Annotated in this window: 7 protein-coding genes; 6 read left to right on the top strand and 1 reads right to left on the bottom strand. The window is 40.9% G+C overall.

Annotated elements, in window-relative coordinates; all coding sequences use genetic code 11:
* Positions 1–1,668: hypothetical protein (locus tag IPH84_15500; protein ID MBK7174591.1), on the bottom strand; the 1,668-nt coding region annotated here is incomplete at its 3' end.
* A gap of 722 nt (positions 1,669–2,390) precedes the next feature.
* Here IPH84_15500 and IPH84_15505 point away from each other — a divergent pair.
* The 6 genes from IPH84_15505 (at position 2,391) to IPH84_15530 (ending at position 18,588) form a co-directional block, all read left to right on the top strand.
* Positions 2,391–3,809, top strand: coding sequence for an aldehyde dehydrogenase family protein (locus IPH84_15505; protein ID MBK7174592.1), 1,419 nt, complete (start codon positions 2,391–2,393; stop codon positions 3,807–3,809).
* Positions 3,810–3,903: 94 nt separating this feature from the next.
* Positions 3,904–4,479 (top strand): RNA polymerase sigma-70 factor, encoded by a 576-nt coding sequence (locus IPH84_15510; GenBank protein MBK7174593.1) that lies wholly within the window; start codon positions 3,904–3,906, stop codon positions 4,477–4,479.
* Between the two features lie 161 nt (positions 4,480–4,640).
* Complete coding sequence (locus tag IPH84_15515) at positions 4,641–5,570, top strand: FecR domain-containing protein (GenBank protein MBK7174594.1); 930 nt, start codon at positions 4,641–4,643, stop codon at positions 5,568–5,570.
* Positions 5,533–6,945 (top strand): hypothetical protein, encoded by a 1,413-nt coding sequence (locus IPH84_15520; protein ID MBK7174595.1) that lies wholly within the window; start codon positions 5,533–5,535, stop codon positions 6,943–6,945. The genes IPH84_15515 and IPH84_15520 overlap by 38 nt, the downstream gene beginning before the upstream one ends.
* 113 nt (positions 6,946–7,058) lie before the next feature.
* Positions 7,059–10,037, top strand: a complete 2,979-nt coding sequence (locus IPH84_15525) for a right-handed parallel beta-helix repeat-containing protein (protein ID MBK7174596.1) — start codon at positions 7,059–7,061, stop codon at positions 10,035–10,037.
* Positions 10,038–11,037: 1,000 nt separating this feature from the next.
* Positions 11,038–18,588 carry a carboxypeptidase regulatory-like domain-containing protein gene (locus IPH84_15530; GenBank protein ID MBK7174597.1) on the top strand — a complete coding sequence of 2,517 codons (7,551 nt, stop codon included), beginning with the start codon at positions 11,038–11,040 and terminating at the stop codon, positions 18,586–18,588.
* The last annotated feature ends 18 nt before the right edge of the window (positions 18,589–18,606 follow it).

The following is an 18,606-nucleotide window of genomic DNA, read 5'->3' on the forward strand; positions in this document are numbered from 1 at the left end:
AATACCCATGATGATTCCACCATTGGGATCACTGGCTGTGCCTGAAATCTTTATCGGAATATTTGGGAAATCAGATCCATGAGCAGGTGATAAAATCACTGAAACAGGTGCTACCTGGTCACTTGAGCTGATGCCATCAATCAGGTTGTTTTGAATAGTATTAGGCGCCACACCCATATCTGCAAAAATATTCACAGTGGCTTGTTGCATATCCCTGTCTGGCGCCTGGTTTCCATTATCATGAATTGAATCAAGTCCCCATGACCATTGCATAGAGCCAACAGCAAAAATCAAAGCTCCGCTCTCATGTTTGTAGAGTGTCAGATAGTGATCCTTATTGCGGTACCTGGTATGCGAAAGCCTTACCTGGTGTTTAGGATAGAAATCTGCAAACTCGGGCTGGTACGGATCCCATTCATCTCCCAGGGAGCCATGATTTAATATCTTCACTTCTGTCGATTCCAGGTCTTTTACACTGGTATTCCTCCAGAAATTATGATCTTTATAGGTGGCAGGAACGTGAACTGATGCTTTCCCATCTTCCCAGCTCATTTGTCCGGAAAGGCTGTTCTCCGGTTTGCAGCCATCAGTTTCACCATAGGGTGGATTGCAACCTTCCCTCCATAGTCCTGTCCAGGTGTCAGGCAAGGGGTCGCATTTGCCTCCGCAGCTGTACTCACCTAAGGTTCCTTCCTTGTAGCAAACCATTGTCCGATAGTTATCTTCCCATCTTGTCTTCCAATAGCATTCATTGCCTGAGAAAAAGGCCAGATTCACCCCTGTATCCCTTGCATTCTCAAACCTTGTGCGTTCACTTAGTGACCAGTATTCATCATGGCCAACAGATAATAGCACCTTATGATCCGCAAGTGTTATAGGAGAGTTATCCCTGCTCATATCTAGGTCGGTTGAATAGGATACATCATACCCATTTCTTTCAAGCCACCGAATCATTGGGTACTCTGAATCAAATAACCAGTCTTTTGTCCCATTGCCCCCACCATCACCATTCCTGGTAAAAAATGGCCTGTCGTAACTTACTTTAACTGCATGCCCGAATTCTGCAATGGGACCTACATAAAGACTATGTCCTCCATAACTGTTATAAGCCTGCCAGGTGGCATCTGAGGTCTTGAAAAGCAAATCTGAATAGGAATTGTCATCTCTAACAATAAACACAAGGTGAGAGGATCCATTATTATCCAATCGGGTAAGTTTGGCAAAATAAATTCCAGAAACGGCTGTTGCCGGCACATGCCACGAAGCTGTCTCACTCCAGTTGCTACATTCGGTTCGTCCTGTCTGAGGATCATAATTTGGCTCAGGTTGTGCAATTCCTGAAAAAGTTCCCAGGTCTGCCTGCAAGCGAGCACCCAGGCCTTGATAATAACCTAAGCGGTAAATCTTAATGCTAAAATCGGAAACAGGGTCTACATCAATCTTAAAATGTATTGTAGAATCCTTGTTTACACTGATATCAGTAGCAAATCCCTGTATCGACTCATCTCCGACTTCTACAATTTCCCACTCAGAACTTGGGTTGCCGGGTAAAGCGTTTTCCGTGACTATTGGATTTTGTCCAATAACCATACAAACACTGAAAAAGAAGAGTATAAACAGGGAAATCCACCTGTTAGAAATATGTTTTGTTTTGTAGAAAGATAACATGGAACAGTTTATTAATGCACCAAATTGAAATTACTTATTTGTCTCGTTTAGCAATACCGGGAATTAACTTCTATCGAATCACATTCAGCCTTCAATAATTCAGAATTAATATATAGATATTGGGGATTTACCCTCACCGAGCTGTGTAATCGAGTTTTTATGAGTTTCATCTTGTGATTGTGTTATTTAGTATCATCCCTTTTTCAAATGCTGAGAAATAAACCATCTCTCCCCGATTTTGATTGTTGATCAAAGAGAGAAAAGTTTATTACATTTCGCCAACTAATGCGAATGACTTCATCTATAATTCTTTAACGCAAGATATATGCCATTCTTAATAATTAATGAGCATCAGGCTAATAGAGCTTTTCTATTTACCTTTTCAATTGCCATTGTCCCAAAATATGTTCAAAGGTTTCAAAATGGGACAATATTCGTATGTGTTTATGACTTCAAATTAAAGTTTTGATAGAGATTACATACACTAACTGATCTAATGATTATAATGTAACCTTTATTGAAAAATATATGACCTCTACCTTACCATATTATTGTTCAAAAAGTCAATAGGTAATATCATTTCTTCATTTATTTCTCTAAGTTTTCAGAAAAAATGCAGTTCTTCTGCATGTTTAACTTTTTACGTAGTTCATTTTACAAAGTTCAACTTGAAAGTGTTCAGTATCTTGCTATATATTTACAGTCTGTTTAACGAATATTTCATGGAAAAATTCAAAATATTTTGCGGTGGGGAATTCCTGGATACTAAGACTTCTCTCAGTATCCTCAATCCTGAAACCGGGAAACCTGTCGGTACGACCAGTCTTGCATCGGCCGAAATAGTTGAAAAGGCTATTGTTGCAGCCTTGCAGGTAAAGAATTCTCTGAAAAATATGTCCTCTTTCAAACGATATGAGATACTGACTTTTATTAGAAATGGCATGCTACGCGAGAGGGATTCCTTTGCAGAATTGATTTGCCTGGAATCCGGGAAGCCAATAAGGTTTGCATTTGCTGAAGTGGATCGTTCTATTCAATCATTTGCTGTTGCTGCTGAAGAAAGCCGTCGGTTGCCAAGGGAATCAATGTCATTGGATTGGACTCTTCAGGGTTCAAATAAAGAAGGATTATTAAAGTACTTTCCGATTGGTGTGGTTGCAGGAATCTCTCCGTTTAATTTTCCGCTAAACCTGGCAGTTCACAAAATAGCACCTGCTATTGCTGCAGGCTGTCCGATCATTCTTAAACCCTCAAGCTCCACACCCTTATCTACATTGAAGTTAAGTCAGATAATTTCAGAAAGTGGACTACCTCATGGGGCAGTTTCTGTGCTTCCTATGGATCGTAAAACAGGAAATTTGCTTGTAACGGATCATAGGATCAGCTTATTATCCTTTACCGGTTCTCCTTCTGTTGGATGGGAAATGAAAAAACAGGCAGGTAAGAAAAAAGTGTTGCTCGAACTTGGTGGAAATGCGGGAGTGATAATTTCAAAAGGTACCCGCATGGAAGAGGCTATACCTAAATGTATTAATGGTGCATTTTCGTATTCTGGGCAAGTTTGTATTCATGCACAAAGAATTTATGTATTAAAAGAATTGTTTAAGGAATTCGTTGATGGGTTTATTGAAGGGACACGAAGACTAAAAAAAGGAACCTCTCAGGATCCCGAAACTGATATATCTGTTATGATTGATGAAGCCAATGCCAAAAGAGTCGAATCCTGGATCCTGGAAGCGGTTTCCGAAGGGGCAACAATCTTATTAGGCGGGCATCGTGAGGGAAGTTATCTGGAACCAACCATCCTGACCGGCACTCAAATGTCAATGAAAGTATGTTGTGAAGAAGCCTTTGGCCCTGTTGTAGTCGTTGAACCCGTTACGAGCTTTAGCCAGGCCGTAGATCTTATTAATGCCGGATGTTTTGGACTCCAGGCAGGTGTATTTACTGACAGTATAGAGGAAATGAACAGGGCATTCAATGACCTTGAAGTTGGGGGTGTAATTATTAATGATGTACCTACTTTCCGCGTCGATCATATGCCCTATGGTGGAGTCAAGGAGTCCGGTTCAGGTCGGGAAGGTATTCGTTTTGCAATGCTGGAAATGATGGAACCCCGATTATTAGTAAAGAATACTTGAAGTTGAGTACTTTTGTGACATATTTGTAGTTTTGTGAATCCAATTTGATGAAGCTGCTTTTAAACTCCTGACCCGACTATTATCCAATTGTATAATGACAGAAGAAGACCACCTTCTTGTTTCCGGATTAAAAAAAGGTGATCGTGCCATATTTGAGCAGATTTTCAAAGGTTATTATTCAGAACTCTGCAGATTCACTTTAAGATATGCCGGAGATCCCCTTGTAGCTGAAGAAATCATTCAGGATCTCTTTTTTAAGCTTTGGATGCGGCGCGAAGAACTTACAATCAACACTTCGTTACGAAACTACTTATTTAAAGCAGCAACAAATCATTCACTTAACTATATCCGTCACCAGGAATTGCAACGTAAGCATTTTGAGTATGTTGGTTTCGAAGTAGATGAGATGACCGGAGGAATTCAATCAGATTCTGATGGTGAATTATCTTTAAAAGTGCAGGAGGCATTAATGAAGTTGCCGGAGAAAAGAAGGAAAATATTCGAAATGAGCAGGTTCGATGGAATGAAATACCATGAAATTGCAGAGCAGTTAGAAATAAATATTAAGACAGTAGAGACGCAAATGACCCGGGCCCTTGATTTTCTCAGGCATTATCTGAAAGATTATATTTCAGTTATACTGTTGATAATCAATGTAATAAATAGATAAGAAAAAAATATTTTTTTTACTTGTAGGGGTAAAATCCATTTCAGTTGTCTTTATAGTACCCAAAATTAAATATGTATCTCAGGACCAACCATATTAAGCATGAGCTAACGCGATATCTCTCAGGGGAATGCACCCCGGAGGAATCTCGCGCTATTTCTGGTTTGATTGAATCTGACAAGAGGTACAATAAACTATTTAAGCAATTATCGGGGACCTGGAAATTAACCGAGCCAAAAGCAGCAGGGTTTTCATTCAATGCTGATCTTGCCTGGGAAAATCTGAATACCAGGATTGTTGAACAACCAGTTAAAGTGATCCCTATAGTCAGGCATCATAGAAATAACAAAGCTCTTACTGCTAACTTGCTTAAAATTGCTGCAGTTTTATTAATAGGCTTTGGTATTTTCCAATGGGTCGTTTTTAATAACCCCATGAAATCAATTAATTCAGAAGGTACATCAACAGTTCCGGTTGAACTTTCTGATGGTTCAAAGGTTTTTTTGAATTCATCCTCAACGATAAAATTCCCTGAAAAATTTGCTGAAAGTAAACGAGAGGTTAATTTTAGGGGTGAAGCTTTCTTTGAGATTACACCTGATGCCCGGCATCCATTTATCATTGAAGCCGGGGAAACCAGGATCAAAGTCCTTGGAACCTCCTTTAATGTTAAAGCTTATCCGGAAAATGGAACAATAGAAGTAGTTGTCAATTCCGGGAAGGTTCTTTTCTATTCGGTAAATAAAAACGAGGAACCTATAGAAGAAGTTGAACTTATAAAAGGTGAAAAAGGTATCTTTGACAGGAATTCAAAGAAGATTTGCAGGCTTCTAAATGATGAACCTAATTACCTGAGCTGGAAAACCGGAATCCTGGTTTTCAATGGTACCTCGCTTGATAAGGTTTTCTCTGTTGTAGGTAAAAAATATGGAGTCAACTTTAACGTTAATGATAAGGAACTTTATCAACTCAAACTAACTGCCACATTCGATAATGAATCATTGGATGCCGTGCTTGAAGTGCTAAAACTTGTACATAATTTACAGATTGTCAATAATGGAAAAGATTACCTGGTCGGGAAAAAAGCTGGATAATCTTACTCATCATAAACATATGTTATTGACATCACGGTATTACGTTAGGTTTGTATTATTAATTCTAATGTTTTTGATGGCTGGGTATTTAAATGCCCAGCCTTCGCTTTTAAACAGGAAAGTGAGCCTTTCTGTTATTAATCAACCCATATCTGCAGTACTTCAACAAATCAGCAAGCAAGCTGATATCCGTTTTTCTTATAACCCGGAATTATTATCTCCAACCCAAAGGGTAACTTTCAATGTGACTGGAAAACCGGTATTAGAAGTATTGAAAATGATTTTCAATGATCCTTCCACTCAATTCAAGGAAATAGGTAATCAGCTCGTAATCTTCGAAAATGCGGATTGGGAAAAGAATAGCCTTACATTAGCCGAAAAACCTCTTGTTAATGATAAAGTTTCCCCAAAGCCGGCAAATAAGTTAGAACCTCTTTTAAAGAGTCCGGATACGGTTTATCTTTCCAAAACGGATACATTATTGATTATTAAAACCGACACTCTAACCATCTTTAAAACTGAAACAATCATTCAGCACGACACAACTTTCAAAACAGATACTATTTATCTTTATAAAACTCAGAAACCTGGTAAAGGAATATCTCCAAATTTTGACAGGAACTCAATGAAAAATCGCAAGTTCCGCGAGAATAACGGGTGGTACGCCGGATTGAATTATGAACATCTGTTTGGAAATACGACGCTCACTTCTACTGAGTCAAATTCATCTGAACTCCTTATAAAGATGCAACAATCTGTTTCCGGTTCTTACCTGAATTATTCGGTGGAAGCCATGTTTGGTTACGATTATCACCGCTTTGGATTGAGGTCAGGAATCTCCTATACAAGGCTTGGTGAATCATTTGAATACTCTTTTACCCGTCAGGTGGGAGGCTATTACAAAACAGATACTGTGGAATCCTATTATACCGTAAACAGTGCGGATACCTCATGGTATTATATAACAGATTCAAGTTATGTAAATATCGATTATAAAAACTTCAGTTATAAAAACCCCAATGCTTACCGTTATATTGAGGTTCCTCTGTTATTTAAGTTCAGGTTCATCGCAGGAGAAAATCTGGATGTATATGCTATGGCTGGGCTTATCACAAGTTTAGGAATTGGTAGAAAAGCACTTTATATCAGAAATGAAGAAGAGTTTCCTGTTGATTGGATAGCCTCTGATATGATGAAGCCAATATTTTTTTCCTGGAAAGCTGGTCTGGGTGCAGCATATTCATTTGGCGGTAGCATTGGTGTTATGGCTGAGTTTTCTTACAGAAACCAGTTCACATCTCTGCTAATGGATTATCCTGTACAAAAGAAATTTTCCCTTTTTAATGTTAAAACCGGTATTTTTGTAAGGCTGTAATCCCTGATCCGGCATAACAAATGTTTCTTCTTTTCGTTAGTCCGGTATTCCGGGATAACTACATAGGGTTATGCACCAAACATAATTGACCTGTGACAAATTTGAGTACTCGAATGCATAAACACCTGACCCTATATTTGTTGGGACTGTTTTTGACAATGGGTATCTGTGCCTCTGCACAGGTGTTTGTGGGAGGTGTGCTTACTCAGAATACCACTTTTAGTAAGGAAAATAATCCTTACATTGTCTTCCAGGAGCTTGTTGTACCTAAAGGGATCAATCTGACGATTGAACCCGGTACCGAATTAAGATTTTCTTCAGATACCAGGCTTGTTGTTAAAGGTGATCTCATCGCAAGGGGTACGATCAGTGATAGTATCTACTATATAATGAATCTGCAAATACCTAATCAATCCCTCTGGAATGGGATTGTTTTTGATAGCGCATCGACCCTGATGGATAACGAAGGAAATTACCTTTCAGGCTCGATTTTATCTTTCAACTCTATTTATAACACTAATTATTCCCTTACTATTTCGGGAAATTCAGGAGTGCTTATTGAGAATACTCTCATCAGGAAGAGTTCCTATGGATTATACATGAATGATTCGGAACATTCAGTCATTCGCAATTGCAGGATTCAGCAGACAGGTTTCGGGGTTTTTATCCCTTCAGGAATCGGTGCACGCTATAATACCTTTAAGAACAATGTAATTATCAACAATTTTAATATCGGACTGCTCATTAATAATAGTGGAGGACGAATCCAGCACAATATCTTTTCGGGAAACAGGATCAGTAATAACTATATCGGTTTGTATATTGGTAATGATGGTGAACAGGACCCGGGCATGAATGTCTTCATGAATAATATTATTACAGCGAATTCGCTTGAAGGGGCAAGGATTTACCAGGATTCCACCATTTTTATTAATAACCATATAGTAAGCAATGGCATAGGTATAAATCTGAAACATTCATCATTTTCTTCGATCTCAGGGAACATCATTACTGATAATGAATCATGGGCTATCCAACTCATCGATAGCGCAACTCAGAATTTAATAGATAAAAATGTTCTGAACAGGAATGGCGGGGGCGTTAGGATAGGAATGCACAGCGGGGGGAATTCAACAGATAACCGTTTTATAAATAATACCATTTATCAGAACAGCGGTAAATCTTTTCATATTGAATCAGCACCCCAACTTGAAATAGGATATAATAACCTGCTTCTAAATGGAGACACAAATTCATTTGTAAATAAAACCGCAATACTGATACATGCCGAAAACAACTGGTGGGGTACTGCCATTGAAAGCAGGATTGACAGTTTGATTTATGATTACCTGGATGATGCAGGACTTGGATTGGTTCAATACAAATTGCCCTTAAACGGTATTGATACAATTTCACCGATACCTGCTCCAAGGAATGTAGTAAAACGGCAGGCCGGACCTGATGTTATCGTCTCATGGGACCCTGTGAATGTTAGCGACCTGGGAGGATACTTTGTTTACTCAGGGCAATTTGATGGTTATTTCTATAGTGATCAGAGAAATGCCGGACAAACAAACAGCCTCTTACTTCCCTCTTTCTCCGTTTTTGATTCTATCGCTGTAACAGCCTATGACTTTCAGGCAGATGGATTTACCGACCAGTTAGAAGGACATGAGAGTGAATATGTACTAGCGTTACTGAGCCCATATGCTGGCCCCGATACTACCATTTGTCTTGATGCCAGTATTTTGCTGGATAAAGCAACTGCTTTCAATTATGAATTTATTTCCTGGACAACTGCCGGTGATGGCGTTTTCAGTGGAAGTCATATCTTAAAATCCAGGTATACTCCCGGGACACAAGACCTGATCAATGGGGAAGTTTTGCTTACGCTTAGTGCTTCAGGTTTAGGATATAGTCTTACAGATCAAATCCTGATTTCTTTTGCTGAGCCCCCATTTGCGTTTGCTGGTAATGATACACTCATTTTTTCAGATACAATCTATTTGACAAGTTCAGCCTTATCTTCAAATGACCAGGGGGTGCTCTGGCAAACAACAGGCGATGGAGAATTTGATGACGCTTCATTACTGTTTGCAAGTTATACTCCGGGAACTGCTGACTTAGCTGAAGGAAGCGTGCAACTTATTCTTCAGTCATATTCCAATTGCGGGGATATGATGGATACGATTCAGATTGAGATCATAAAAAGTTTCTCAATAAATGGAAGAGTGTTTGCTGGTGATGATCTTGCAGAGGATGCTACATTGCATGTGATGCGAAAAAATGCATTAGTAATAGAGGATAGCCGCTCTGTAATTACGACTCAGGACGGGACATTCTCTATCAACCATATTGTTGGTGGTGAGTATTACCTTTATGCTATCCCTGATAAATCTTCTTACCCCTGGTATGCACCCACCTATTTTTATGATGATCTTCACTGGAAGAGTGCACATAAACTTGTTGTTGAAGAAAATACCTATGATGTAGATATTAGTCTTACGCGCTTGAAAATGTTGCTCCCATCAGGTGAAGGTGAGATTTCAGGCAGCTGTGTCACCTCCGGTATTTCTGGAGATTTATGTACTAATATCGCAATTTTCCTGTATGATCACACAGGAACTTATTTATTGGGATGGACCTGGATAGAAGACAATGGAGAATTTTCCTTTCCTGCTATACCCTATGGAAGCTATTTAATCGTAGGAGAAAAAGCTGGATATGAACGATTCTTTTCTAATGAAATTACATTATCACCTGCGCATCCTATCATTAATAATGCTGAATTGTTAATTGAACCGTTCAAAATCTCGATCTACATTCCACCATTCTCCATCCCGGGTTATCTACCTATACGATTATATCCTAATCCGGTAACCTCATTGTTTTACCTGGACCGCCTTCCGGCTGAGGCTACTTATGATTTAGTATTAACCAATAGTGAAGGGAAAAGCATCAATTTCAGTAAAGAGAATATAACTGGTGAAACCATTTCCATCCAAATGAACAGCTATGCAGCGGGTATTTATCTTCTTCGTGTTTACTCAGAAGGCAGATTGCTGCAGATGTTCAAGTTTATTAAAAGTTGATATTGTTCTTCAGCGAAAATTCCGGCATTTTTAATTTGTCTCACTTACTGCATTTCATGTAATTGCACTTTTGTGCGATTGTTAACTAATGGATTTACAAGAAAATAACTTTTTTATTGTTACTTTTCCTATGAAAGGTTATTAACATACGAAAGTTGAAAAATTGTTGTATAATACAGAAATCATTTTGGGATTATCCCTTATATTTATTGTTTGTGTGCTGATTGTCAGAATGTTATGATATTGTCAACTAGTTGTTCTTGTCAGACTTCCATTATAATATGTAGAGAAACCTTGAAGCGCAAGGAATGAAAGTGGTTTTATGATACTTAATTATGGCTCGAAGCCATTTTCTAAGTGATTCAGTCATAACCCGGCTTTCAGTTTTGTTCGCCTGGTATTTGATTGCAAAATGATACTATAAAAATAGAGCTTGCAACTAAAAAAAATAATTAGGACAACACACTGGTAAACAGTGGGTAACAATTTATTTTTAAAAAAAACAACGAAATTTGAATTTTCTTGTAGGGGTAAAATGAATTTGGATTGTCTTTATAGGGAAAGAAAAGTTGATACTTTGTACAATTGGGAACAATTGGTAAATAAAAAGGCAACTGTGAATTATACTATTTAATTCCGGTTGTATTGTTATATACCAATGTTTACCGATAAATATGTGTTAAAATTATCAATAACAGAAAATAAATTATTGTCATGAAAGCCATGACAGAAGAGGTAAAGAAAGGAGGAGCAACAGGCAAAAGAATCAGGAATTAGCGTATATTTCGCTGAACATCAACTCACGTGAAAAATTCACTCAAGTATACATGATTAAATTTGACGATTCTTCCTTAATGCATGCAGTTATGAGCGATGTTTAATAGCAAAAAAGTGTTTTTTTGTTAGCTTAAACATACTTATATTTGCCGGCAAAACGCAATTTCACAATTCACAATTATTATTTACTAATCAATCTATTACTAACCAAAACAAAATCAACATGAAAAAACTCCTTACCGTGTTATTCCTGGTAGTTATTGCTTCCTGGAGTTCATTTGGTCAGGTATCTGCGTATGGCTTTGGCCAGGGAACTGCTGCCTATACCCCAGTTACGGGTGGTACAGTTCTGGGCACCAGTTCAGTGGATGACACTAGCTATCCAAATCAACCGATTGGATTTACCTTTATTTATAATGGTATTTCCTACACGGCCTTTAGCGTAAACTGTAATGGTTTCCTCGCTATGGGAACAACGATTTCGAGTAGTTATACTGCCATCAGTTCTGGTACATCCAACAACATCGTTGCCGGTCTCAATGGAGACTTACAAGGTGTTGTAGGTACAGGCGAACTCAGGTATGAGACAATCGGAACAGCTCCCAACCGCGTATTGGTTGTGCAGTGGACCAACTTCAGGCATTATGCCGGAAGTGGTAACTACAACTTCCAGATACGTTTGGAAGAAACCACAAACAGGATTGTTGTTCATTATGGTAGTTTCACAGAGCCTTCCTCCTATACTCAGCAGGTAGGTCTTCGTGGTGCAGCTAACTCTGACTACAATAACCGTACAACTTCCTCCAACTGGAATGCTACTACAGCAGGTACTGCAAACAATGCATCATGTACTCTCAGTAGCTCAGTTTATCCAGCTAGTGGCCAATATTTCTATTGGGCTATGCTTCCTCCTGCAGCTCCAGTTTATTCGAGCCCTGCAAGTGGTGCATTAGCTGTTGTTCCAACAGCATCACTTACCTGGACAGCAGGTACAGGTGGTGGTCCAACTTCCAGTTACCTTGTTTATTTCGGTACTGATAATCCTCCTACCAATATAGCTAATGGTGTTAGCCAGACAGCTGCTTTCTACGATCCAACTCCGGATATGGCTTTCAATACTACCTATTATTGGCAGATTGTTGCTGTTAACGGAATCGGTAACTCATCAAGTACCAGCCCTATTATGTCATTCAAGACCACAGCTGGTTTCGGTTCACTCGAAGGTTATGTTACCAATTCATTTGGTGTTCCTGTACCTAGTGCAACTGTTGGTGCAATTGGTACCAATACTTACAGTACTACTTCAGGTGCCAATGGTTTCTATCAATTCCCTGTTGGTGGTGTAGCTGCTGATACCTATACTGTAGGTGGTCAGAAAACCGGTTACAATACCGTTACTTATCCTGGTGTAGTTGTTACCGTTGGTAATGTTACAGGACAGAATATCGCCCTGCCACAGCCTTCAATGACTGTTCTTCCTAACCCGAACAACATTTCACTGAATCCAAACGGAATGCTTGATCATCCTTTCACCGTTACCAATGCTGGTACAGGTCTTCTTACCTGGACTGCTACCATTGGTGCAGGCGCAACTGGTTGGTTCAGTATGCCTTCTACAACCGGTACAGTTAACCCTTCAACCCAAGGCAACGTTTCTGCAGTATTTAATGCTACAGGACTCGCAGTTGGAACTTTGAAGAGCACAACCGTTACTTTCACCTCCAGCCCAGATGTTGGAACTATTACTATTCCTGTTAACATGGTTGTTGCCGGCGAAGCCCTCAACCCTGTAACCAATCTTACCGGAACCCTGACCAATTCGCTCACAGGTGATGTATCCCTCACATGGGATTGCACCCCAAGCACAGGATTCCTGTATTATGCAGTGAAGAGAAATGGTGTTCAGATCGCTATCGTTCCTTCAGCTACTAACTTCAGTGAGGTTCTGCCAGCTTATGGAAACTACACATATTGCGTATCTGCAGTTTATACTGTTAGCCCTACTGCTGAAGAATGTGTTGATATTGAATGGCCTAATCCTACTATGACATGGACTCCTACCTCATTAGTTGAAACCGTTTGGACAGGCACCAGCGAACCAGTTGGTCTTACCATCGGTAACACAGGTGAAGGTACACTCATGTTCGAATTCCCGGATTATACCGACCATTCAGGTGACGCACCTATGGCATATTGCACTGCTACTTCCACCGCTTGCGACGAATTTATCGGACGCGTTCAGGTTGGAGCTATTGACAAGAGCAGCGGTTGTACCAATTATGCCAGCTATACAGCTGAATCAACCGATATAGTTCTAAACGAAGCCACTGCAGTAACTGTTACCAATGGTGGTAATGCTTACAGCACTGACAATGTTTATATCTGGATCGATTATAACCATAATGATACTTTTGATGCTTCAGAACTTACAACCCTTGCAACTCAAGGTGGTGGTTCAAGTTTCACAGGTAACATTCTTGCTCCTTTGACTGCTATGACCGGTGCCACTACTATGAGGGTTCGTATGTCATACAATACTGCAGCCAACGCTTGTGGTTCACAGACCTACGGTGAAGTAGAAGACTATACTGTTGTTCTGAAAGCTCCCAGCTTCGTTACCCAGGTGGCTCCTGCTACCGGTACTGTAGCTGCTGGTAATGAAGTTGACGTTGTAGCTACTTTCTCAGCTACCGGTCCTCTGTTCTCACCTGCTGGCACCTACAATGTTAACCTGGCACTGCACAGCAATGACCTGGCAAATGCTTCAGTTATGATTCCTTGTACTATGATTGTTACCGTTCCAGGTAGCATCACTGGTACTGTTACTGACTGTGTTTCCGGAGCTCCTATCGCTGGTGTTATGGTAACCGCCGGTTCATTCTCAACAATGACCGATGGTGATGGTGTTTATACTTTCCTTGTAGATGCTGGAACTTATAATATGGAATTCGAACAGATCGGATACCAGGTTGTAACCGTTACCGGTACTGTTGTTACTTCAGGTGCTGTTACTACTGTTAACGCACAGCTTTGCGAACAGCCATATGCTCCTGCATGTGCTTCCGCAAGTGTTAACCCTGAAGATACTCAGGCTACCGTTACCTGGTGTGTACCTGCCGGACCATACGAACTTCTTTATGATGATGGTACTGCTGAGAATTTCACAGCATTCCAGCTCCCCGGCAATATGAATGCCGTGAAGTTCACTCCTAAGGGATATCCTGCAACTGTTGTTGGAGGTAAATTCTTTGTTGGCGATGGCGCATTCCCAGTTGGTGGAAACATCATGAATGCTCCTTTCACAGTTGCTGTTTTCGCAGCTGATGGAACCAACGGTTTACCAGGAACACTTGTTGATTCATTACCTGCAACTGTTACCAATTACGGATGGGTTGAAGTTACCGGTCTTAATGCCAATATAGCTTCAGGCGATTTCTACATTGCCATGATCCAACGTTCAATGTCACCTGATTGTGCTCCTATCGGAGTTGACGCTTCATTGCCAAAAGCTTACAAGAGCTACACACGCAATGTTACCGGCAACGAACCTTGGGTTCTTTCACCATATCAGGATATGATGATGCATGCTATCGTTAGCAGCCCAATTGGCGGTGATGATGACAATGCTATTGCTTCTACCAAGGTTCTTATTCCTGGTAAAGTAAAAGGCATGATCTCATTACATCAGCCAAGCGCCGTTCCAGGTGTTGAAGTTGCTACAGCTATGACAACTGCTCCAACCGGTTATGAAACCGATGCAGTTCATCATTATAAACTCTATCGCATCAGCAATTTCGATCCTAATGCTCAGCCTTCAACAGGTACATTTACCCTGTTAAGCGATGCCCTTACTGCTACTACTTACATTGAAAGTGGTAACCAGTGGTCAGCTCTTCCAGAAGGTTGGTATGCTTACGGTATCAAAGCTGTTTATCCTAACGGACAAGAATCAGCTTTCGTTTATACCAATATTATTCCTCATAAACTTTTTGCTGACGTAACTGTCAACGTTAAGTTGATCTGCGGTATGGTTGCCGGAGAAGGTGCAGTTGTAAAATTCACCGGAAGCGATTATCCTTATGCAGTTCTTACACAAACCGTTCCTGCTTCAGGTACCGTTGTATTTGACAATATGATAGAAGGTCATTATGAAATGATGGTGACTAAGGGTGGTTACACTCCTTATATCGTGAACTACAACATCACTGGTGATCGCACTATCGAAGTTATCATGGAAGACATGCGTTACAAACCACGCAATCTGTTTGTTGATAACCGCACCCTTATTGCTACCTGGGACGAACCTTTAGCAATTGCTATTACTGAAGATTTTGAAAGTGGTGTATTCCCTCCAGCTGGCTGGCAGGCTACTACCCAAGGTTCTGTTGGTTGGTATGCTACTACCGATGGAAGTAGCGGTTACTTCTCAATTCCTTCTCATACTACCTATGTTGTAGCTAATGATGATGAAGGCGGATCAGCCAATAATGGTTGCTGCGATTATCTCATTACTCCTTCAATGGATCTTACTAATGCTCCTAGCTTCACTCTTAAATTCGCAAGCTTCTATAATGGCGATTATGGCCAGATGGCTTACGTTGAAATGAGTACAGATGCCGGTGCAACATGGACTCCTATCTACACTTGTTCACCAGGTGCTAGCTGGACCGATGTAGAAGTTGACCTTTCAGCTTATTCAGGAGCTTCAGGACTTGCTTCAGTTTGGTTTGCATTCCATGCAGACGATGCTGGCCAGTGGGCTTCAGGTTGGGCAATTGATGACGTTGAGGTTTCCTCAGGTGGTCTCAACTTCACCAAATACGGTGTATTCCTTGATGGTGCTTATGTTGGCTGGACTCCTCCAACACAGCGTACCTGGACCTATGATCCAACCACAATTAATTATGGTCAGACTTATGTAGCAGGTGTTGCTGCTTTGTACTGTTCAGGTTGGTCAGATCTTGACACTTATACTTTCACAGCTCGCTTCCTCTATCCTCCACGTAACTTACAGGCTACTGAAAACCAGAGTGCTGTTATCCTTACATGGCAGGCTCCATTAAGCGGCGACTATGCAGTTAGCGGATCAATCCCACGTACTGAAATGCCAAATCCAAATGCTGAATATAGCCCAATGGTTACCCAGCGTACAGGAAGTGACAATACAGATGCAGTATGGGATGTTCTTCTTACCTTCCCAACAACTTCAGCTGGTAAAGCCGGTGTTGCAACAGATGGTAACTTCATTTACACAACTATCTGGAGTGGTGGTGGATTCCAATCCTATGACCTTTCAGGTAATTATGTAGAAGATTTCTCTATCGCTGGTGTTAATAGCATCCGTGACCTTGCTTTCAATACTGATAATAACCATTTCTATGGATCACCTAACAGTGGTACATTATATGAAATGGACTTCACCAATAAAATTCTTGTTGGTAGCGTTTCAACCGGTGTAGCCGGAATCCGTCACATTGCTTATGATCCTACCCTGGATGGTGGTAATGGTGGTTTCTTCGCTGGTGGTTGGTCAGACGACAGCAAGATTAAACTTGATGGTACTGTTATCGAGACCACTCCTGGTTTCGCTGCTCAGGGCCTCACAGGTGTTTATGGTAATGCATACGATTTCGGAACTGCCGGCGGTCCATTTATTTGGTACTTCGATCAGGGTGGTAACGGACTCGATATTTGGCAGTATGACATCACTGCTGGTGCATTCACTGGTTTTGTTCAGGATGCTTCTACAGTTCCTGGTGCAGCTGGTGCAATCGCCGGTGGTTTGGAATACAGCACAGTAGCTGTTCCTGGTCATGCTATCCTTCTGGGTCTTGCTCAGCTCGATATCGTATTTGAATATGATATGGGTGGTGCTGCTCCTCCTCCTCCTACAGCTGGTGACCTTGTACGTTACAATCTCTATCGTGATAGCGATTTCACTACTCCGGTTGCTGAAATTCCTGCTACCGAACTTGAATATTGGGATATGGATCTTACTCCTGGAGTATATTGTTATGATATCACTGCAGTTTATGATCTGACTGATTTTGGTTTCCCAGGACAGTTCGACGAATCACTTCCTGAAGGTACAGCTTGTGCTGAAGTTCATTACGGATTCCCACTTCCTTTCGTAGAAGATTGGACAGCTGGTGTATTTGAACTGAACCTTTGGACACCAGGTGAAAACTGGATCATGGAAGGCCAGGTTGGTAATCCTTTACCATCAGCCAAATTCAAATGGGATCCTTTGTTAACTGATTATAGCAGCAGTCTCACCAGCTCATGGTTAGATGCTACTACCATCAACACAAGCACTCCTTATAAGATTTGGATGGACTTTGATCTGAAACTTGACGACCGTACCGCTTCAACCAATGAAAAACTTGCTGTTGAAGTTTATAACGGATCAAGCTGGATTACAGTAGCTGAAATTGCCAACAATGGTGATTTTGACTGGACATTACAGCACATCAATATCTCTAACCAGTCAAAGGATAGGGTATTCCGCGTTCGTTTCACCGCAATGGGCGAAAGTTCAGGAGATATCTTCTACTGGTATGTTGATAACGTTCATATCTATGCAGGTTACGAATTCAATCCTCCTATCAACCTCGTTACATCTAAAGAAGGTGCTCCACAGAACGACATTAAACTCGTTTGGGGTGCTCCAGCCGGTGGTGGAACTATCATGACTTATGTAATTGATGACAACTCAGCTGAAAACGGTTGGGCTATCAACCCAGGTTATGATTCATGGTTAGGTAATGAATTCGCAGTTAGCGAAAGTGGTGTTCTTCAGTCATTCGACCTCTACTGGCAGGCTAACCCAGCTGGTGGAACAGAATCTATGACCATCGATATCTTTGACGCCAGCCAGACATTGGTTGGAACATCTGATGCTTTTGTTCCTACTCCTGACAACTGGCAGACTGTTGCCGTTCCTGATGTAGAATTCAATGGTACATTCTATGCTATGGTTCATTGGAATATGTTAGCTGGCAATAGCCACTACCTTGGTTCAGATGAAGATGGTCCAAATGCTGCCAATAACTACGGATGGTACTATGACGGAGCCGCTTGGGCTCACCTGTCAGACTTCGGTTATGCTCCAAACGTATTCTTGTTACGTGCTAAGGCTCTCGTAGGTGGAGACAAATCAGTTGCTGCTTTTGGACCAGTTTCCAGCAACAACGGTACTCCAAGTACTACTCTTGCCAATGCAGTTGTTAAATCAGACCGCAGCAGCAGCGCCGGTGTACCGGTTAGCAGCAGTGCTGTATTCCAAGGCGACAACAGCGAAGACCTAACAGGATACAATGTATATCGTTGGGCTTATACCGATCCTATCCCTGGTCAGTACACAACTCTGGGCGACACCACAATGATCGCTACAGTTACTGCTACTGAGTACCTGGATATGAACCTGTTTAACAATTGCTACTACTACTATGTAACTGCAGTTTACACTGAAGGTGAATCAATTCCGTCAAATACTGACTACGAATGTCTCACTGTAGGCGTTAACAACATAGAAAATAGTGAAGTTAAACTGTATCCTAACCCAGCTACCACTGTTGTAAACATTGACCTGGTTAAGGGTGTTCGCACACTTACTATTTACAACGCTCTTGGTGCAGTTGTTGCTGAAAAGAACATTACACGTGAATCTACCGTGTCAATCGTTACTTCCAACTACGCAGCAGGTGCTTATAGCGTGAAGTTCACCACTGAAAACGGTGATACTTTCAGCCGTAAGTTCGTTGTTACCAAATAATCCTGTAAAGGAATATTG

The sequence above is a fragment of the Bacteroidales bacterium genome, assembly GCA_016707785.1.
GTDB lineage: Bacteria > Bacteroidota > Bacteroidia > Bacteroidales > UBA4417 > UBA4417.